This is a genomic window from Paenibacillus sp. NFR01, from assembly GCF_900111565.1.
In the GTDB taxonomy this organism is placed as follows: domain Bacteria; phylum Bacillota; class Bacilli; order Paenibacillales; family Paenibacillaceae; genus Paenibacillus_AQ.
In genome coordinates, this window is sequence record NZ_FOIK01000001.1 from 1,731,306 (window position 1) to 1,751,855 (window position 20,550).

A 20,550-nucleotide genomic window follows, 5' to 3' on the forward strand; every position below is an offset into this window, starting at 1 on the left:
TAATAGTTCCGTCAAAAGGAGGATTATCGTCGATGGTTGAGGATAACAAGAAGAAGACCGACAAACCGCGCCGGCCCCGCAGATCATGGCTGAGGCGTACCGGCTCGGTCATCAAATGGCTGTTTATACTCGGCGTGCTGGGGCTGCTCTTTGCCGGAGGCGCCGTGGCCGGCTACGTGACTTCCATAGTCAGAGATGAGCCGGTCCGGTCCGAAGAACTGATTCAGCAGCAGGTCAGCCAGAACGCCATAACCGGATTCGCTTACTTCAGCGACGGTCAGCCGATCGGCCAGCTTCGTACCGAAGAGGACCGCCGGCTCATTGAATTTAACGACATCCCGCAGCTTGTGATCGATGCCGTACTCGCAATTGAGGACAATAATTTTTACAATCATAAAGGAGTCGATTTCAGCAGCACGATGCGTGCGGTCAAGCAGAAACTGCTTAACGAATCCGTTCAGACCGGGGGCAGTACGCTGACCCAGCAGCTGGCCAGACGGGTGTTTCTGAACCTGGACCGTACGGAAGACCGTAAAATCAAAGAAATTTTGCTCTCCCTGCGGCTGGAGCGTTTTTTGTCCAAGCAGGAGATCATCACCGCTTATCTGAACAAAGTACCTTTCGGCAACGGGTCCAACGGGTATCAGGTGTTCGGCATCAAGGCCGCGGCCAAAGGGATTTTTGGAATCGATGATCTCGACAAGCTGAGCATCGCTCAGGCCGCCTACCTGGCCGGTCTGCCGCAGCTTCCATCCTCCTATTCCGCGTTCAACGGCGTCGGCGAGTTCAATGAAGCTGCTTTTAAACGGGCCATCGACCGCCAGCACCTTGTGCTCCGCCGGATGCTGGAAGAGAACAAGATTACGGAAGCGCAGTACAACGAAGCGCTGGCCTTTGACATCAAGGGCTCGCTCGCACCGTATACCAAGAAGGCCTACGCCACCTTCCCTTATCTGATGCTGGAGACGGAGCGCAAAGCCGCGGAAATTCTGCTCTCGCTGAATGAAGGCAACGGCGGAGCGGTCGTACAGGATGATTCGGCTGACCATGCCGTGCTTCTGGAGGAAGCGCGCCAGCAGCTGATGACCGGCGGCTACCGCGTGTATACCACGATCGACAAGAAGGTATACAGCGCCATGCACAGCATCTCGGAAGACAAGTCCAACTTTACGAAGGACGATGAGACGCGGGGCGTGGAACAAACCGCAGGCATGATGATCAACAACAAAACCGGGGCGATTCTCGGAATGATCGAAGGCCGCGACTTCAATATCGAACAGATGAACTATGCGACGCAGATGATCCGCCAGCCGGGCTCGACGATGAAGCCGATTGCGGCTTATCTGCCGGCGCTGGAAGCGGGGTTGATCCAGCCGGCCGGCATTCTTGATGATGCGCCGATCCTGCTGAAGGATTATTCCAAAGGCTTCCATATTCCGAAAAACGCCAATAACCGCTATCAGGGCCTGGTAACTGCCCGCTATGCGCTGAACTGGTCGCTCAACCTGCCGGCGCTGAAGCTGTTTAACTACAAGGTCGGCATCGACAATGCCTGGGCATTTGCCAAGAAGCTGGGCATCACTACGATTCAGGATGACGACTATCAGGCAACGACAGGGGTTATCGGGGGGCTGCGGCGCGGGGTAACGGTCGAAGAACTGGCCAACGCTTACTCGGCCATCGGTAACCAAGGCGCCTTTAACGATGCCTACATGATCGAGAAAATCGTCGACGCCCAAGGGAAAATCATCTATCAGCATAAGGTGAACCCGGAGCAGGTCTTTTCCCAGCAAACCGCTTATCTGATGACCGACATGCTGCGGACCGTCATTACCGATGGCACGGCCAGTACGGTCAGACGGAACTACAAGCACTTCAAGGATGTGCCGATCGTCGGCAAAACCGGATCTACGCAGAATTACGGCGACGTCTGGTTTATGGGGTATTCACCGGATGTGACGCTTGGCATGTGGGTCGGCTACAAGGAGCAGATCAATACGCTCAAGGGCGACGCTCAAAAACGCCAGGCACAGACGTTGTGGACCAAAGTGATGAACGCCGTGATCGATAAAAAACCGGAGCTGTTTACTACGAAGGAATTCGCCCAGCCGGAGGGCATCGTGAAAAAGACGGTTTCGGCTTACAGCGGCAAGCTGCCGACCGAAATGACCGACAAGTTCACTACCGATCTTTTCAATGCAAAATACGTACCGACCGAAAGCGACGACGGCATTGCCAAAGCCAAATACATTACGTATAACGGCGTCAATTACCTTCCGCTCGAAGGAACACCGGATGATTTCCTGAAGGAAAAAATCGTCGTCAAACGCGAGAAGCCGATTCAGGAGCTGATGACGGAGCTGACCGCGGCCTTTGCGCAAATGAAAGACACGGATCATGAACCGCTGGCGTACTACATGCCGGAAGACGCCAAAACCGACTTCCCGACCGAAGTCGATCCGCGGGTCGATGACGGTACGCCGCCGGCTGGACCAGGAAATGTTAAGGTATCTTACGATACCGGCAAAGCCGTTGTTACCTTTACGCCGAGCGGATCACCGGATGTCGTGGGCTACCGGCTCTACCGTTCGCTGGACGGGACGTCCTTCCAGAAGGTCGCCGTTCTTTCAACCGGCGAGGGTACGGTATTTAAAGCCGGAACGCCGGCCAATCTGAATGCCGCGTTCTATGTCACCGCTGTCGATGTAGGTGGCCACGAGACAGCTTCAGGCCACGTGGCGGGCGCTACGCCGACGCCGGAAACCACCCCGACGCCGGAAGAAACGCCGGGACTGGAACCAACGCCGGACAACGGCGTTCCGGGAGACCCGAATGATCCCGGAATGATCATCGTGCAGCCGGGCGGCGAGGATGTGCCTACGGGCAGCGTAAACACAAACGCAGGCGGTGGCGGCAACGCCGGGAACGCCGGCGGCGCTAATGCCGGCGGCAGCAATGCCGGCACCGGCAACACGCCGCATTAACAAGCGGCGTCCAAGCACAACAAAAACCCCGTTCCCTGGGAGTGTCAGGGAACGGGGTTTTTCGCATGTCAACGGTCAGTCCTAACACGGGGATCAATCCTCGATCGTGGACAAATCGCCGGCCGGCAGGTTCAGCTCCCAGGCTTTGAGCACACGGCGCATGATTTTGCCGGAGCGGGTTTTGGGCAGCTTCTCTTTAAATTCGATTTCCCTCGGAGCTGCGTGAGAGGATAGTCCCGCTTTGACGAAAGCGGCGATCTCCTCCTTAAGCTCCGACGAAGGCAAATATCCGTCACGAAGCGATATAAAAGCTTTGATGATCTCGCCGCGGACGACATCGGGTTTGCCGATCACGCCGGCTTCGGCAACCGCCGGATGCTCCACCAGCTTGCTCTCCACTTCGAACGGCCCGATCCGTTCCCCGGAGGTGTTGATGACATCGTCGATCCGCCCCTGGAACCAGAAGTATCCGTCTTCGTCCATATACGCTGAATCTCCGGACATGTACCAGCCCGGAATACGGAAGTACTCCTCGTATTTCGCAGCGTTGTTCCAGATGGCGCCCATCATCGATGGCCACGGCGCCCGAATGGCGAGATTGCCCATCGTGTAAGGGGGCAGGCGGTTTCCACGGTCATCCAGTATCGCCGCTTCAATGCCGGGCAGCGGGCGGCCCATGGAACCGGGTTTGATGTCCATCCCCGGATAATTGCAGATCAGCTGTGCGCCGGTCTCTGTCATCCACCAGGTGTCGTGGATGCGCTGGCGGTATACCTTGTCGCCGAAGCGTACCACCTCAGGATTCAACGGCTCCCCGACCGAGAGTACATGCCGCAGGCTGCCAAGGTCAACCCCATCCAGGGCGCCCGGGCCGGCGCCCATCAGCATGCGGAAAGCGGTCGGCGCGCTGTACCATACCGTGACTTTATTTTTTTCGATGGTCTCGTACCAATCCCGGGGGCTGAAGCGCCCGCCGCGGACGACGTTCGTCACACCGTTCAGCCAAGGCGCAAAGATGCCGTAAGAGGTGCCCGTAACCCATCCGGGATCTGCGGTGCACCAATACACATCATCCGGCCGCAGATCCAGAACGACCCGTCCTGAGTAATAATGCTGGATCATCGCGCGCTGCACATGATAAACGCCTTTCGGCTTGCCGGTGGAGCCCGAAGTATAGTGCATGATAAGTCCATCGTCGAGGCCGAGCCATTCCGGCTCCAGCTCGGCAGAAGCGGCGGCCGTCGCCTCTTCATAGCCGATAAAACCTTGCTCCGGACTGCCTGCGCCGCCCACCACGATGATGTGGCGAAGCTCAGGCAGCTCCTCGCGCCGGACCCGGGGCAACAGCTCCGGAGTCGTAATGAGGGCTACGGCGCCGCTGTCGGACAGCCGGTCCTTGACCGCAGTTTCCATAAAAGCCTCGAAGAGCGGTCCTGCGACCGCGCCGATTTTGAGGATGCCCAGCAGGCTGACGTACAGCTCCGGCTGCCGGGGCATAAAGATAAACACCCGGTCGCCCTTGGCGATGCCGAGGTCCCGCAGCACGTTGCCGAAGCGGTTGGAGCGCTCCCGGAGTTCGGCAAAGGTGATCCGTTCTTCCCGCAGGGTATCGCTGTAAATAAGCGCCGTATGTCCTCCCCGCCCCTCCGCGACGTGGCGGTCCACCGCTTCATGCGCCATATTCACTTTGCCGGTGTGATGCCAAGAGAAAGCGCTCTCAACATCCTTCCACCGGAAATTCTGTACTGCCCGCCCGTATTCACCCATATTGGTGCCGTTTACGCGTCCAGGCAGGATTTCGCTGTGGACTTGCCCCATTGTTCTTGCCTCCCCTACCACTTTGTTTTAAGCTTGAAGAACGAGAAGCTGCTACGATAAACAATGCCGTTAACGGATAAAATGTGAATATTTTGTGTCTAAGACAGTATAACATAGGAAGCGATTACATTCCATAATAAGAAAATCTCCTATGGAAGCCCCTTCAGAGATGTCGCCCATTCCCGCTTTAGCGGTAGTTTTTCTTGAAATATCAGGATGTCACAGCTTTGAAGTTTATACTTGTCTGATATTAATAAACAATCGGGAAGGAGCTCTTTCATGGAGCATCGCAAAGTCAACCTCACCCGCACCGTTCTGCATGACGGCCTGCCGATAGAGGTATGCGGACCGCTTCCGCCAGAGACGCTGCGCAGCATGCGGATGCACCCGCAGCTCGATGCGTTCCGCAAGCCGCAGGAGCAGCTTCAGGCGCTCATCGGCATCTCCGCGCTGCCGGAAGGACGGGTGATTGCCGCCATTCAAGACGATATGCTTGTGGGTTATGTGACTTTCCATTATCCCGATGAGCTGGAGCTGTGGTCGCAGGGCGGAATGAAGGATTTGATCGAGCTGGGGGCCATCGAGGTGGCGGATGCCTACCGGGGCAGCGGAATCGGCCGGCTGCTGCTGCTGCACGCTTTTGACAAGCAGCAATTGGAGAATTGCATTGTATTTACGACGGAATATTACTGGCACTGGGATTTGAAGGGCAGCGGGCTGGATGTGTGGGGATACCGGCTAATGATGGAGAAATTAATGAAGACGGTGGATATGGTATGGTACGCGACCGACGATCCGGAGATTTGCTCCCATCCGGCGAATTGCTTAATGGTGAGGATCGGCCGGGAAGTGCCGCTCTCCTCTCAGGAGACCTTCGACCGCGTACGTTTCCGGCAGCGTTTTATGTATTGAACCTACAGCGCCGGCATGGCTCTTAGCATATGCTCCAGAATCGCATGGGAACGCGCCGAAGCCGCCTCGGTAAACTCGCGGAAATTGACATGGGCCGACCCGTCGGCTTTATCCGACATGGAACGTATGACGATATAAGGCACGGCATTCATATTGCAGACCTGAGCCAAAGCGGCCCCCTCCATTTCGGCGCAAGCGCCGTCCAACTCTATGCGAAGCTTTGCCACCGTTTCTTTGCTGGCGACGAATTGGTCGCCGGATAACACGATTCCGGTAATGTAATTCCGGTCCAGCTCGCGGCATGCCTGCTCGGCCAAGGCGATCAGCCGTCCATCTGCCGGGAATTTTGACACCACTTGATATGGAATTTCTCCTTTTGCGTATCCGAGAGCCGTCGCGTCCATATCATGCTGGATGCAGTGCGAGGAGATGACGATATCCCCGATCTCCAGCTTCGGATGCACCGCACCGGCGACACCGGTAAACAGTACGGCGCTCACCCCGAAATGATCGATCAGGACTTGAGTCGTCACCGCCGCATTGACTTTGCCCACCCCGCATTTGCAGAGCACGGCCGGCTGGCCGAATACCGTTCCCGTATAATAACGGATGCCGGCTTTTTCAGTAAGCGTACGCTCTTCCATACTCTCCAGCAGCAGACGAATCTCCTCATCCATCGCGCCGATTAATCCGATAACTTCTTTCATATTTCCTCCCGGACATGCAAAAAGCTCCCGAAGGAGCTTCTTGCGGATAATGGTATCTCGCGTTTTATTTGTTCAAATGATTCACGGACAACCGCAGAATTGTCTCATGCGGCAGGATAACCCGCGGATTCTCCACAGCTTCTTTCTTCATCAGCTTGGTCAGAAGACGCATCGCAACCGCCCCAAGATCATACATCGGCTGGGCCACTGTCGTAAGCAGCGGACGAACCATTGAAGCCATACGGATGTTGTCTACGCTGATAATGGAGAAATCGTCCGGTACTTTCAGTCCTTCGTCCTGAATGCTGTGAATGGCACCGATTGCCATTTCGTCCGTAGCGGCAAATACTGCCGTTGGACGTTTCTTCAGGCCGAGGAAATATTTCATTGCTTCTACACCGGATTCGTAACGATAGTTACCGATGCGGACCAAATCTTCCTGATATTCGATTCCTGCAGTTTCAAGCGCGCGCTTGTAGCCTTGGAAGCGGGCATAACCGTTCGCCGGATCCTGCAGCGTGCCGCTGATCATGGCGATTTCGCGGTGACCGTGACGGATCAGCGTGTTGACGGCGTCGAAAGCCGCTGCTTCGTGATCGATGTCCACCGAAGGATAAGTGCCTTTCTCGTCGCGCGTCGCGCAAAGCACGATCGGAACCGCAGACGTCTGGAAGGCCTGGATATGTTCTTCCGTTACCGTGCCGCCCATGAAGAGCAACCCGTCCACTTGCTTCTCAAGCAAAGTGTTAATGACGCGAATTTCCTTTTCCTTGCGTTTGTCGGCGTTGCACAGGATGATGTTGTAATGATACATGTTGGCGATATCTTCAATCCCACGGGCAATTTCCGCAAAAATCGAGTTTGAGATATCCGGGATGACGACCCCGACGGTTGTCGTTTTCTTGCTGGCGAGACCTCTCGCCACGGCATTGGGACGATATCCCAAACGTTCAATCGCTTCAAATACCTTCTTGCGGGTCTGCGGTTTCACGTTGGGATTGTTGTTCACAACCCGTGACACCGTTGCCATAGATACGCCTGCTTCTCGAGCTACATCGTAAATGGTTACCGTCAAATTACTCTCTCCATTGCGATAAATTTTATCGTTCGACTAATTAAAATTATGATACGACACTTTGTACTTTTGTGCAATGATAACGCTTCATTTTCCTTTCAAATTTTCTTTCAAAACCAGAAAATGCTGCATTACCATCCATTGGACACGTATACTAGTGCTTCTTCCCCATGAAAAAAACTGAAAACTCTTTCTTTTCTTATGGTAACAAAAAGTGCGTGAAAAATCCAATGTTTCTGAAAATTTTTCATTATTCTTGCACTATTGTCGTAAATGGAAAACTGATGTCACCGGTGCGCCGGATAAATGGTTAACTGGGCAAGCCGCTCCTCCGTCTCTTCCATCCACGCCGCGTCGCCCATTTCCCGGGCCAGCCGGTACATATCCAGCAGTAAATCGATGCGCCCCTGAACAGCCGAACGGATGACTTCCTCGGCATGATCCAGCTCCGTATTCACAGGGCACGCGGCAAAGGCTTCCTTCAGAACGTTCGCCCATTCATTGTGTTTGGCAAACGAAATGTTCTGGCCCGCAAAGGAAGCGTCCAGGCGGCCGATCAGCGCCGCGAGGTTGTCCTTGATGACAGGCAGTGTCTCATACCTCGAGCAAATGCTGCAGGTGTAGACGGGGACATGTTTGATCTTGGTCTTTGCGTGGTAGAACAACGTATGCATATGTATGGTCATGATGCCGCCGCAGCCGCAACTTTTGTGGGTAATCCATTCTTTATACATCCCGCACCTCAAAAAAAGTGATAATTGCTCGTTTTGCATACTATTTCGACTTGGCCTCCGCAAATTCCTTCCGCTAGGCATATGGTGTTTTATTTGGCAAAACATCTATGGATTTCCATGCGAAAGATGACTTCATATTTCAAATTTGATAGAATGAACGGGATAAACTTCCGAAAGGGGCGGCAAAACATGAGACTGACCGGTAAAAAGGTCATCGCACTCGTTGACGATGAATTCGAGGATTTGGAGCTCTGGTATCCGGTGTACCGGGTTCGTGAAGAAGGGGCCGAGGTACATCTGGCCGGACTGGAAAAAGGAAAAACCTATGTAGGTAAATACGGTGTTCCGGCTGTTGCCGAATATTCCTGGGACGATCTGAATGCAGCCGATTACGACGGCATCCTTGTCCCTGGCGGCTGGGCGCCCGATAAAATCCGCCGCTACGGCGCCGTGCTGAAGCTGGTTCAGGATTTCGACGCAGCGAAAAAGCCGATCGGGCAAATCTGCCACGCCGGCTGGGTGCTGATCTCGGCAAAAATCTTAAACGGCGCCACCGTCACCTCCACACCGGGCATCCGCGACGATATGGAGAACGCCGGGGCGATCTGGAAGGATGAGCCGGTCGTCACGGACGGGCACATCATCTCCGCCCGCCGTCCGCCGGATCTTCCCCCGTACGGCAAAGCGTTCTGCGACGCGCTGGCCGGGGAATAAGCGCGCCGGTGGGACAGAGAAGCGACAGATCTACGGGAACATCGATAGCATTCCGCTGGAAATTCTGCGGACAGCAGTAGATTGTGACTTACCATTACAGGCAGCTTAGGGACGCGGGTAACTCCCCCGGTCTGCTTCGAATGACAGAGAGAAGCCCTGCATCGCCACGAATGGCGCTGCAGGGCTTTTTAATTTGAGCTAAAGAGTGCTCTATCTGAGCTTGGCGATCACCTTTTCCTTGATCAGATTCGGGTAGTACTCGAAACGGAAGGTCAGCGGCTGCGGGAGATTGGGCTCCAGATTGTGAATCCTTACTTTCAAGAAATCCGAATCGTTTTCCTGAATATACTCGAAGTTGCTCGTCGGATCTTTTACGATTTGCACCCCGAAGCCAAGCAAATGACCACTGCCGTCTCCGTCGGAATAATTTTGATTTAGGACAGGCCCCCTTATAACGCCCTCCTCCGTTCTATGGAGCGGGAACAAGACATCGACTGCCATCTCTCCCTTATCCGTCTCCACTTTCGTGACAGTAATGCGTTTATCCGGCGCTTCTATCACTTGTCCTTTATCAATATCTATAATGAGCTCGTCGTTGTCCAGCGCAATGGCAACCATGCCTTCCGTGCGGAAGATCAGCGGCTCATCGCCGCGCATATTGTCCGTATGATAGATGACAGTCTCCCCTCTGTTGGTCAGAGAATAGCCCCCGGACTCCCCTAAAGCCGTAGCCCATTTCCCCTGACCAAGCCAGAGCGAAGGATTATAGAGCGAGAAGATCCGCATCGTATTGGTCCGATCCTTCACTTGAGTCATATAAATGCCGGTCGGACCGGCATACACGTTCTCCAGCGTGATTTTTTGTCCTTTGATGATAAAAGTTTCGCCTGTAGTCAGGAGGCTGCCTCTGGAATAATCGGCATCCTTTCTTAAATCAAGCGCAACGTTCAGTTTGGCAATCCCTCCGCCGGCTTCCGATTCGGCCCCCATCTCGACCAGAGTAAGAGTACAATACAGAATGTCTGGAAGCTGCTTCAGTTCGCTTTTCCAAGGGATCAGTTTGCTTTCGTAATGCCTTCCGGGTTCGCCGGCCCTATGGCTTTCGGAACTGGGGCTAAAATTACTGTAATTACTACTGCTCAGCGGGGTCAACGAATTTGCCTTGTCCTTCAGCTCAAAGCTGCCAGCGAACATATTGCGGCCTTCCTCGTTGTTTAGCGAGTACAGCAGAATAATCCCCCGGCGGTCGGCAATCACTCCGTTGACCGTAAGCTGCATCCCTTTCACAACGGGCGAAGACACATCCATCTCCTGCACCATCCCGGCATCCAGGGCGGAGCGGATGGTCAGATTGTTACCGACCAGCGGCCGGTAGACTTCAAGCGCTCCCCAGTCCTTGGCTGTTGTTGTTACCGGTTCAGCTCCGCCCCGCCAGAGCAAGGACGCTGCAATCAGCAGCGCCATCACGGCAAAAGCCACTGCCGCATAGCTTCGACGCCAGCCCCGGCTTTTGCGCTGCGCCCGCTCCATCCCGCCCGCAAGCGCAGCGTCCAGCCGGTATTCCGGAACCTTGTCCGCTGTATCCGCCAGTTCGGCAAAATAACCGCTCAGCCGTTTTTCCTCCGCTTCAATCATCGTTCAGCCCCCCCCCTTTCATCCTTCATTTTCCCCCGAAGCTGTCCCAGGCCTTTGTGAAGCCAGGTCTTAATGGTGCCTTCCGGTTTATCCAGCACTTTGGCAATTTCCGTAAGCGTCATGTCCCGGTAATATTTGAGGACCAGCACCTGCCGGTACTTCAGCTTTACCTGATCCAGCGCCTGCTCCAGATCGAGATTGCGCCCGCTCTGCATCTCCATTACTGTATCATCGGCCGGCAGGGCCGCAACTGCCGTGCGTTTGCGCCGTTTCAGTTCGTCGTGGCAGCAGTTGATCAGGATGCGGATCACCCACGGATCGAACCGTTCCTGATCCTTCAGCCGCTTCCGGTGCTGCCAAGCCCGGCAGGTCGCCTCCTGGAGCGCTTCCAGCGCATCGGCTTCATTGCGGAGGTAGCTGTAGGCAATGCCGTACAGCACCCGTTTTTGCGCGGATACGCGTTCCAGAAATGCCGCCTCTTCATTGTTTTGCAACGCTTGTCTCTGGCTCCATTTCCATTCGTTATTGATTGGCATCACAACCGTCCATCCCCCCTAGCCTTGCGAAAGCTCTATTATATAGACTTTGTACGCCGGCAAACGGTTTTCCTTTTTTTAATAAAATATTTGCTGCGCATAAAAAAGCCCGGCGAATCCGCCGGGCCTTCAAGTCTGCTGTGCATCGTTCATCCGTTTTGGTGCCGGATCGGCTCAGGAAGTCTTCTCCTTTGCTTCCTTGCCTTTTCCGAGCGTTACGCCGGAACGCTGCGAAAAGGCGGTGAGCTGCTCCTCCGTCTGTTCGCTCGTCCGGTAGCGGAAGCATGCCTTGGCGGCTTCCTTCGCCTCTGCAGCCGCTGTATTCAAGATGCGGTGTTTTACCTTCAGCAGCGCCTGCGGCGACATGCTGAGGTCGCTGACCCCCATCTCCAGCCACAGTGGAAGCGACCGTTCGTCCGCGGCAAGCTCGCCGCAGACGCTGACGCCGATACCGGCATTCCGGGCGGCTTCGACGGTCATCCGGATCATCCGAAGCACGGCCGGATGGTACGGATGGTACATGTGGGCGATCTGCTCGTTCATCCGGTCGACCGCCAGCACATATTGCACCAGATCGTTGGTGCCAATACTGAAGAAGTCGACTTCTTCGGCAAGCAGATCCACGATCATGACGGCTGCCGGAACCTCCACCATAATGCCAACCGGGATCTCCCGGTTGTACGGAACGTTCCGGGCATCGAGCTCCGCTTTCACTTCGGCGAGCAGCGCTTTGGCTGCCTGTACTTCTTCCACCGATGAGATCATCGGGAACATGATTTTAACACTGCCGTAGTGGCTGGCCCGCAGGATTGCAGCCATCTGCGTCTTGAACATATCCGTGCGGTCCAGGCTGATGCGAATCGCCCGATACCCCAGGAACGGGTTCTGCTCCTCCGGCAGCTGGAAATAATCCAGATGCTTGTCTCCCCCGATATCCAAGGTGCGAATGACGACGCTGCTCGTTCCGACTTTTTCCGCGACATGCTTGTAAACTTCGAACTGCTCGTCTTCCGTCGGAAAACTGCTGCGGTCCATGTACAGGAACTCGGTCCGGAACAGACCGACGCCTTCTGCGCCGTATTTAAGCGCCAACTCCAGCTCTTTGACCGAGCTGATATTGCCGAGCAGGCGCAGCGGCACGCCATCCTTGGTAATCGCCTGAACGGTAGCCAGCAGCTCAAGCTGTTCTTTTTTGCGCTGCTGCTTGGCCCGCCGGGATGAATAATCCTTCAGCGTCAGTTCATCCGGTTGGATATGCACCGTTCCGGTCTCCCCGTCCATCACGATCATGTCACCGGTCTGGATCGGCGTGCTCAACTTGTTCTCCAATCCTGCAATGAGCGGAATGCCGAGCGCGCGGGCCATAATGGAGGCATGGGAGGTTTTGCCGCCCATCATCGTAAGGATCCCCAGCACATAGGTGGGATTGAGATGGGCCAGCTGCGACGGCGAAAGCTCTTTGGCCACCAGCACGTACGGCTGCGTATCGGCGGGAAGCGTCACTTCCGGCGCCCCCAGCAGATGCTTGAGCAGCCGGTTGCCGACATCTTTGATGTCGACCGCCCGTTCCTTCATATATTCATCGTCGAGCAAATCGAACATGGCGACGAAATGGTCGATCGCTTCCTTGACGGCTACCTCGGCCGCCTTGTACTGCCGTTCGATGATGCCGCGGATTTCGCTCATAAACACCGGATCGTCCAGAATGGCGAGATGCGCGTCAAAAATGCTCGACTCCTCGACGCCAACGACTTCCCGGAATTCTTTTTTGATAAATTCGATTTCGTCCTTCGAGGTGCGGATGCCCTCATACAGCCGTTCGAACTCTTTGGCCAGATCCACAGGATTCACCTGCGTATCCGGCATGCTCCACTCCCAGTTCGGCAAGACAAAGGCCTTCCCGATGGCAACACCTGCTGCAGCGCCAATGCCTTGAATCATGATTCAATCCCTCCAACATTGCTTTCATGTAACACGACAGACATGACGGATGACTGTCCCTTTTTCACATTCTTGAACGGAGCGTAGCTCCACGATTTCACCCGGTCCGGATTGGTGATGACCATCGGGGTCGCCAGCGAAGCGGCATGCTCCCGCAAATACCCCAGATCGAAGCGGACGAGCAATTGCCCGGGCTCCACACTGTCCCCTTCCTGCACCAGGGCCTCGAACGGCCCTTTGAGCTGAGAGGTATCAATGCCGATATGCATCAGTACCTCCAGCCCTTCCGGCGTGGAAATGCCTACGGCATGCATCGTCGGATACACATGCATCACTTTGCCGAATACCGGCGAGACGAGCTCGCCTTTGTCCGGCACGAAAGCGACGCCGTCCCCCACCAGCTTCGCGGCAAAAATATGGTCCGGCACTTCCTCGATCGGCATCATCCGGCCCTGAATCGGGGAACTGAACAGCACCTGCGGCAGATCGCGGAGCAGCAGCTTGTTGATCTCCTCGCGGATCAGCTCCGAATATGTGCCGAATACAACCTGAACGTTACCACCGCCCAGCTTGATGATGCCTGCAGAGCCAAGGCCTTTTAAAGCTCCCGTATCTATATATCGGTCATTGTGCACCGTTAATCTTAGACGCGTGATGCAGGCCTGGACCTGCACGATATTTTCTTTGCCGCCCAGCGCCTCAAGAATAAGCGGAGCCTGGTACGGTATGTTGCCCGCCCAGTCACCGAGCTCCGAGCCTTCCTCACGCCCCGGCGTCGGGATCTGGAAGCGGCGGATCGCCCACCTGAAGATGTTGTAGTAAATGACGAAATATCCGATTCCGATCGGAATCAGCAGCCACGCACGCTGCGACAAATGCAGGTTGAGGAAAAAGTCGATGGCCCCCGCAGAATACGAAAAGCCGTGATGAATGCCCAGCGCATACGTCAGCACCATGGCAAGGCCCGACATGACCACATGCAGCGCAAACAGATACGGCGAAGCGAACAAAAAGGCAAATTCGATCTGCTCCGACACGCCGGTCAGAAAACAGACCAACGCCGCGCGCACAAAGGTTTTTTTGATCTTCGGCTTCAGGTCCTCGCGCGCCTCCTGGATGATCGCAAACGCAATCGCCGGCAGCGCGAACATCATGATCGGGTAAAGCCCGGCCATAAAGACGCCCGCCGTTGGATCGCCGGCAAAAAAACGCGGCAAATCGCCCTGCACCACCGTGCTGCCGTCCGGCGTCGTAAAGGTGCCGAGCTGAAACCAGAAAACGTTGTTCAAAATATGATGCAGCCCGAAAGCCGTCAGTAACCTGTAGAGTACGCCGTACACGAACACGCCGTAGCCGCCGGAATGCTGGATGTCCTTGTATAAGAGGTCCAGCACATCCTGTACCAGCGGGGACACGCCCAGCATGACCCAGGCAAAGAGGGCCGAAAACAGCCCCATAAACAGCAAGACAAAACGCGACCCGCCAAAAAACTGGATCGCCTCCGGAAGCTTGATATTTTTAAACCGGTTATGCGCCACGCCGGCGACAATCCCCAGGATTACGCCGATCAGCGTTGCCGGCTGTACCGTTCCGCTGCCCATGTTCGTGACGATCCGGTCGTAAGTGAACATTCCCGCAAGTGCTGCGAGACCGGCCGGCCCCGCCTGATTGGACAGCCCCCAGGCCACGCCGACCGCAAACAAATAAGGCATGAAATAAAAGATTCCCTGCCCTGCGTAAGTGGTCACTTCAGATACCGAAGAAAGTCCCCATGAGTCCCAAGGCAGGCTGCCCAGACTGAGCAAAATCGCTGCAGCCGGAAGTACCATCGTCGGAAGCATGACGGCCCTGCCGAGCTGCTGCAAAGATCCGAGCCAATTCAAGGCGACACTCTCCTTTCATTCTATATTGAATGGTAAGCGCTCGGGCTGGTTTTGTCAAAAGATTATGCGCCTTGCAGCGACTCCTCCCGTCCCGTTGTATTTTGTGCAATGAAACGGGACTTTGTCCGGCGAAAAATAAAATCCGGCGCAATAAAAACGCCCCGCATCCAATCGGAAGAATCTTCCGTAACGGATCCAGGGCGCTTTTCGCCACTGCGATATTTGGTAAGCTTTATAGTAAGCAATTTATTGCCGCATGGAAAAGTATTTATTACGCCCGGCTCCGCCCGTGCTGCGTAATGGCTTCCTCGACCTTAATGCAGCGGTCCATGATTGCGATCATGCCGTTTGCAGCTGCGATGTCGGCAGCCTCCTGGCTGATGATGCCCTGCTGCAGCCACAACACGTTCGCGCCGATCTCGGCGGCTTCCTTGGCCACCTCGGCGCAAAATTCGCTGCGCCGGAACACGTTGACGATATCCACCGGTTCGGGGATTTCGGCCAGCGTGTGATAGCATTTCTCGCCAAGAATCTCGCCGTCCACGGTGGGATTCACCGGGATTATGCGGTAGCCCCGGCTTTGCATGGCGTAAGCTACCATATAGGAGGTGCGGTCCGATTTGTCGGACAGCCCCACAACGGCGATGTTGCCCGCATTTGCAAGAATGTCGCCGATCTTGTCGCGGTCCGGATTTTCAAAGCTCATGATCATCGCTCCTTTCCTCTGCCTTACTTCAATTATTGTACCCACTCCACATCCGCGCCAAGCGCGCGCAGGTGGTCGAAATACTGCGGATACGATTTGGCCACATGATGGGCGTCCTTGATCCGCAGCGGCTGGCGGGCGCGAAGCCCGACGACGGTCAAAGCCATGATGACCCGGTGGTCATAATGGGCGTTGATCGTCACGCCGCCTTCAACGCCTTCCGGCGTACCATGGACAATGATTTCGTCCCGGCGCTCCTCTACTTTGGCGCCGGCACGTGTTAATTCGGCCAGGTAATCGGTAATCCGGTCGCATTCCTTGTAGCGCAGGTTCTCTACATTATAGAACCGCGAGGTTCCTTCGGCAAACACGGCCGCCGCCACCATCGCCAGCACCGCATCGGTCGCTGCGTCGCCGTCGAACTCCACGGCCTTCAGCCTGCCGTTGCCGAGCACATGCACCGTTCCGTTCTCATGGGTGAGCGGAACCTCCATCATCTTCAGCACATCGACGATGGCGCGTTCGCCCTGCTTGCTGCGTTCGGCCAGCCGGTGGATCTTCACGTCCGATTGCGTAACTGCAGCCGCAGCAAGCACCGCTGCGGAACCCGGGTAATCGCCCTGCACCGTGTATTCCTTGGCGGCATAAGCTTGACGGCCCGGCACTTTAAAGGACATGTAGTCGTCCGCGGCATGAATCACGATGCCCGCCTGCTCCAGCACCTCCAGTGTCTGCCCGATCACGACTTTGGATTTAAGGTCGTCGAGAACGGTAATCTCGCTGTCCTCTTCCAGCAGCGGCGCAAGGAACAGCAGTGCGCTGAGATACTGCGAGCTAACCGCGCCGGATACGCTGATCTTTCCGCCCTTCGGCTTGCCGCCGCGGATCGTGATCGGAAGCCGGCCATTATGATGCTCGACCTGTACGCCAAGTTGACCCAGCGCCTGGATCAGATCATCATGCGGGCGTTTGCCGAGCGAATCGGGATACGTGTTCACGAACGTGATCTCCGAGCTAAGCGCGGCCACGCCCATCAGGAAGCGCAGCACAGCCCCGGCGTTGCCGACGTTCAGCTCGGCGACGTCGCGCGGATGGCGGCCGAAGCCGCGGATGACGATTTTCTCGTCGTCCTCCGTCAATTCGGCGCCAAGATCGGCAATGCAGCGGCGGATAGCGTCGCTGTCCTCGCTATGGGCCGGGTAATAAATGGTGCTTGTGCCCTCGGACAGGGCAGCGACCAGCAAATAGCGTGTCGTGTAGTTTTTGGAGGACAAGGCTCCAATCTCGCCTTGCAGGTTTAGCGTCGGCCGAACAATAACATCCATAATGTAAGCTCTCCTTATATGTAGTGTAGTATGCGATGCGGGAGCCGGTTTGACACGGCATTCTCCGTCTGTGTATCATAAAACCATTCTTCTGAAGAAAAGAGGTATAAGCAAAGTGAACGATATCCCCCAAATTACGGCAGCAGAGCTGCGGCAGCGCCTGGCATCCGGCGATAAGCCCGTCCTGATCGATGTCCGCGAAGACGAAGAAGTTGCGCTTGGCATGATACCCGGAGCGCAGCATCTTCCGATGGGACAAATCCCGCAGCGCGCAGAAGAACTTCCGCACGATCAAGAGATCATCTTTATTTGCCGTTCCGGCGCCCGCAGCCAGCGGGTCTGCGAATATCTGCAGCAGCTCGGCTTCCGCAGCGCCAACCTAAGCGGCGGCATGATCGACTGGTATGAAACGGCGGATGAATAGCTCCCGCTTAAAAGCTCAACCGCGGTAATGCATTAAAATATGTCGGGACACTTCCGCCGCATCCAGCGCCGTCGTATCCACGGTGCAATGGGCGAACCGGTATGCGTCCCGGCGCTCTTCCATTATAGTACGTACCCGTTCTTGCGCGTTTCCGGCCAGCAGCGGACGGTTTTTATCTCCGCTGACCCGTTCCAGGATAGCTTCCTCCGTGGCCGTCAAGGCAACCACATAACCGCCTTCCAGCATCAACTCCGCGTTTCCCGGTGCCAGCACCGCTCCGCCTCCGGTGGAGATGATTTTACCTTCCCCCTGCAGCTCGCGTTCCAACGCTTCCTTCTCGATCCTCCGGAAATGGCTTTCTCCGCCTTCGGCGAACAGCTCGGCAATGCTTTTTCCTTCCCGCTCTACGATGACCCGGTCCAGATCCACCAGCTCATAGCCCAGCGCTTCCGCCAGCAGCACGCCGACCGTCGATTTGCCGGTTGCCATCATGCCGACGAGGATAATGCTTTTTCTGTCCTTCTCCCGTTTCAAAGACGAACCCTACCCTTCTGCCCGCGAGTTTTGTCATATCATAACACAGGGTGTGATTCCTTGAAAAGCTTGCGCCAAGCAAAACCGCCCGTGAAGCTCCGCGGGAAGCGGGCTTAACGGGCGGCGGTTCATAGGCTTATCCGAATGCGGCGATTATTCGCCGATCCAGTTGTGGTGGAACACGCCTTCTTTGTCTACACGCTGGAAGGTGTGCGCGCCGAAATAGTCGCGCTGCGCTTGCAGCAGGTTGGCCGGCAGGCGCTCCGTACGGTAGCTGTCGTAGTACGCCAGCGCGCTGGAGAAGCCCGGAACCGGAACCCCTTGGGCCACGGCGGCGGATACCACTTTACGCCATGCGGATTGATAGGTATCCATGATGTTTTTGAAGAACGGATCCAGAAGCAGGTTTTTCAGTTCCGGATTGTTTTCGTAAGCATCGGTGATGTTTTGCAGGAAGCGGGAACGGATAATGCAGCCGCCGCGCCAGATTTTGGCCAGGTTGCCGTATTTCAGGTTCCAGCCGTATTCGTCGGACGCTACGCGGAGTTGGGCGAAGCCTTGGGCGTAGGACACGATTTTACTGGCGAACAGCGCTTTGCGCACGTTCTCGATAAACTCGGCTTTGTCGCCTTGGAAAGGTTCGGCAGCCGGGCCGCTCAGCACTTTGCTGGCTTCCACGCGTTCTTCTTTCATGGCCGAGAGGAAGCGGGAGAAGACGGATTCGGTGATCATGGACAGCGGTACGCCCAGGTCGAGCGAGCTTTGGCTTGTCCATTTGCCGGTGCCTTTTTGGCCGGCGGAGTCAAGGATCACGTCAACCATCGGTTTGCCGGTTTCTTCATCATATACCGCGAAGATATCCTTCGTGATTTCGATCAGGTAGCTGTCCAGCTCCCCGCTGTTCCAGTCGCTGAAGATTTGATGCAGTTCTTCGGCGCCGACGCCGAGAACGTCTTTGAGCAGTTGGTAAGCTTCGCAGATCAGCTGCATGTCGCCGTATTCGATACCGTTATGCACCATTTTGACATAATGTCCGGCGCCGTCCGGTCCGATATATGTACAGCAAGGTTCGCCGTTCACTTTTGCGGAAATGGCCGTCAGGATCGGTTCAACCAGCTGATAGGCGCTTTCTTGGCCGCCAGGCATGATGGAAGGACCCTTCAGTGCGCCTTCTTCCCCGCCGGATACGCCAGTTCCGACAAAACGGAAACCGCGCTCCTCGAGGTATTTGCTGCGGCGTACCGTGTCAGGGAAATAAGCATTGCCGCCGTCGATGATGATATCGCCTTGATCCAGGTGAGGCAGCAGCGATTCGATCGTTGCGTCGGTTGCTTTACCCGCTTGAACCATGATCAGAATTTTGCGCGGCGTTTCCAGGGATTGCACGAATTCTTCGATGGTGAACGCGCCTGTAAGGTTTTTGCCTTCCGCTTCTTTAAGAAGCTCATGTGTCTTCTCCGGGGAACGGTTGAACACCGACACCGTAAATCCTTTGCTCTCGATGTTCAGAGCCAAGTTTTTGCCCATGACTGCCAAGCCGATAACGCCGATTTGTTGTTTAGCCATCTGGTCCTCCATCCTTTGCTTCCATATATTTTTGTAAAACCGATCTTCGCAGAATAAGAATACCACCCTTTGTCAGATTCAGCAAAATTATCGCTGCGATTAAGAGATCAATTTTATTGACAAAATCCCTGTGGTTTCAGGATATTGCTCACAATGACTATATTAACGTTTTTGCGGGCAGAAGTGAACCCCCTGTAATTCGCTTGGAATTCAAAAGTTTAGAGCACCCCGGAACTCCGGGATGCTCTAACGAAAGCCGGGCGTATGCATTTATTTATCGGGGATCCCCGCGAAGGATCTGACAAAGCTTCGAAGCCGCCAAAGCATCAGGTTACGGGAAGTATTCACCATTCCAGCAAATTCAGCTCCCAGGTCAGCGCCGTTAGCTTCGTGCGGCAATCCGCTTCCAGCCTCTTGTCCTTGCTCCGCAGCGCCTCATTCAGCCGGTCAAGCTGCTCGTCGACCTCAATCCGGCAGCGCCGGATCCGCTCTTCGCCCTCCCCGGAGTAGAACAGCTTACTGAGCTCCTGATCGGTCAGCAAAGGCCCTTTCTGATACAGCACGCGCTGCTGGTAGCCGGAAATTTCGACAAGGCGAATGACTTCGCCGAACAGAATATTTTCGATGATAATTTGGCGGTCGCGGAACCGCTTGACGACGGCGTGGCCCCGCATATCCCCGATCAGCTTCTCCATCCACTCGGAAAGCCGCGCGTCGCGGATCATATAGTCGCCCACCAGCTTGTAGCCTTCCTTGATTCGCTGAAACCGGAGTTTGACGAGCTTGCGTCCGGTACGCACCGAGATCAGAAACAGCTCCTCATTTTCGCTCCAGTAAAGGGAATAGCCATCTTTAATCAGATCCTTGATCAATTCCTGAATGTGATGTCTGTCAAATCGCAGCTCGAGATTGCAATATTCCACTTCGTCGTTTTTGTTCATGGCACTCCCCCCTCGGGTGACCCTGCCTTTGGCAAAGCCTGCTTGGTTAAGCCCACACCTGAAAAAAACAGACCGCCGTCCACCGTCAAAGCCTTCTGATTATACGTTCGCTTTA

The 20,550-nt window shown here is 55.4% G+C and carries 17 protein-coding genes; 4 read left to right on the top strand and 13 right to left on the bottom strand.

The genetic code is table 11. The annotated features are described in order from the left end of the window. The first annotated feature begins 32 nt into the window (after positions 1-32). Complete coding sequence (locus tag BMW84_RS07995; protein WP_139209598.1) at positions 33-2,984, top strand: transglycosylase domain-containing protein; 2,952 nt, start codon at positions 33-35, stop codon at positions 2,982-2,984. Between the two features lie 93 nt (positions 2,985-3,077). Here the strand turns inward: BMW84_RS07995 and acsA are convergent, their stop codons facing one another. Beyond that, positions 3,078-4,802, bottom strand: a complete 1,725-nt coding sequence (acsA, locus tag BMW84_RS08000; RefSeq protein ID WP_091066399.1) for an acetate--CoA ligase — start codon at positions 4,800-4,802, stop codon at positions 3,078-3,080. A 279-nt stretch (positions 4,803-5,081) separates the two neighbouring features. Between acsA and BMW84_RS08005 the strand changes: the two genes are divergently transcribed. Beyond that, the gene (locus tag BMW84_RS08005) at positions 5,082-5,714 is read left to right on the top strand and encodes a GNAT family N-acetyltransferase (protein ID WP_091066402.1); all 633 of its coding nucleotides are present in this window, start codon (positions 5,082-5,084) and stop codon (positions 5,712-5,714) included. Positions 5,715-5,716: 2 nt separating this feature from the next. Here the strand turns inward: BMW84_RS08005 and BMW84_RS08010 are convergent, their stop codons facing one another. From BMW84_RS08010 to BMW84_RS08020, 3 genes are all read right to left on the bottom strand, one after another. Further along, complete coding sequence (locus BMW84_RS08010; RefSeq protein WP_091066403.1) at positions 5,717-6,421, bottom strand: 5'-methylthioadenosine/adenosylhomocysteine nucleosidase; 705 nt, start codon at positions 6,419-6,421, stop codon at positions 5,717-5,719. Positions 6,422-6,485: 64 nt separating this feature from the next. Then, positions 6,486-7,496, bottom strand: coding sequence for a catabolite control protein A (gene ccpA, locus BMW84_RS08015; protein ID WP_091066406.1), 1,011 nt, complete (start codon positions 7,494-7,496; stop codon positions 6,486-6,488). Positions 7,497-7,783: 287 nt separating this feature from the next. Next, on the bottom strand, positions 7,784-8,230 hold the full coding sequence (locus BMW84_RS08020; protein ID WP_091066409.1) for a hypothetical protein: 447 nt from the start codon (positions 8,228-8,230) through the stop codon (positions 7,784-7,786). 189 nt (positions 8,231-8,419) lie between these two features. On the opposite strand from BMW84_RS08020, the gene BMW84_RS08025 reads away from it, so the two are divergent. Then, entirely contained in the window at positions 8,420-8,944 is a 525-nt protein-coding gene (locus BMW84_RS08025) for a type 1 glutamine amidotransferase domain-containing protein (RefSeq protein WP_091066412.1), read from the top strand. Between the two features lie 210 nt (positions 8,945-9,154). Here the strand turns inward: BMW84_RS08025 and BMW84_RS08030 are convergent, their stop codons facing one another. From BMW84_RS08030 to aroA, 6 genes are all read right to left on the bottom strand, one after another. Next, on the bottom strand, positions 9,155-10,579 hold the full coding sequence (locus BMW84_RS08030) for a DUF4179 domain-containing protein (protein ID WP_091066414.1): 1,425 nt from the start codon (positions 10,577-10,579) through the stop codon (positions 9,155-9,157). After that, positions 10,576-11,115 carry a sigma-70 family RNA polymerase sigma factor gene (locus tag BMW84_RS08035; protein ID WP_091066416.1) on the bottom strand — a complete coding sequence of 180 codons (540 nt, stop codon included), beginning with the start codon at positions 11,113-11,115 and terminating at the stop codon, positions 10,576-10,578. The genes BMW84_RS08030 and BMW84_RS08035 overlap by 4 nt, the downstream gene beginning before the upstream one ends. A gap of 174 nt (positions 11,116-11,289) precedes the next feature. Continuing rightward, a complete protein-coding gene (ptsP, locus tag BMW84_RS08040; protein WP_091066418.1) occupies positions 11,290-13,056 on the bottom strand; it encodes a phosphoenolpyruvate--protein phosphotransferase in 1,767 nt (588 codons plus the stop codon). Continuing rightward, positions 13,053-14,939 carry a glucose PTS transporter subunit IIA gene (locus tag BMW84_RS08045; RefSeq protein WP_091066420.1) on the bottom strand — a complete coding sequence of 629 codons (1,887 nt, stop codon included), beginning with the start codon at positions 14,937-14,939 and terminating at the stop codon, positions 13,053-13,055. Before BMW84_RS08045 ends, ptsP begins: the two co-directional genes overlap by 4 nt. A gap of 271 nt (positions 14,940-15,210) precedes the next feature. Further along, positions 15,211-15,645: a CoA-binding protein gene (locus BMW84_RS08050; RefSeq protein WP_091066423.1), complete on the bottom strand. Its 435-nt coding sequence runs from the start codon at positions 15,643-15,645 to the stop codon at positions 15,211-15,213. 32 nt (positions 15,646-15,677) lie between these two features. Beyond that, positions 15,678-16,970, bottom strand: coding sequence for a 3-phosphoshikimate 1-carboxyvinyltransferase (aroA, locus tag BMW84_RS08055; protein WP_091066425.1), 1,293 nt, complete (start codon positions 16,968-16,970; stop codon positions 15,678-15,680). A gap of 115 nt (positions 16,971-17,085) precedes the next feature. Here aroA and BMW84_RS08060 point away from each other — a divergent pair, with 115 nt between their 5' ends. Next, positions 17,086-17,394, top strand: coding sequence for a rhodanese-like domain-containing protein (locus BMW84_RS08060; RefSeq protein ID WP_091066427.1), 309 nt, complete (start codon positions 17,086-17,088; stop codon positions 17,392-17,394). 15 nt (positions 17,395-17,409) lie between these two features. On the opposite strand, the gene BMW84_RS08065 is transcribed toward BMW84_RS08060, so the two are convergent. The 3 genes from BMW84_RS08065 to BMW84_RS08075 form a co-directional block, all read right to left on the bottom strand. Next, the gene (locus tag BMW84_RS08065; protein ID WP_091066429.1) at positions 17,410-17,928 is read right to left on the bottom strand and encodes a shikimate kinase; all 519 of its coding nucleotides are present in this window, start codon (positions 17,926-17,928) and stop codon (positions 17,410-17,412) included. A gap of 153 nt (positions 17,929-18,081) precedes the next feature. Continuing rightward, a complete protein-coding gene (gene gndA / locus BMW84_RS08070; protein ID WP_091068175.1) occupies positions 18,082-19,494 on the bottom strand; it encodes an NADP-dependent phosphogluconate dehydrogenase in 1,413 nt (470 codons plus the stop codon). 344 nt (positions 19,495-19,838) lie between these two features. Further along, positions 19,839-20,435 (bottom strand): hypothetical protein, encoded by a 597-nt coding sequence (locus tag BMW84_RS08075; protein WP_091066432.1) that lies wholly within the window; start codon positions 20,433-20,435, stop codon positions 19,839-19,841. Between the last annotated feature and the right edge of the window lie 115 nt (positions 20,436-20,550).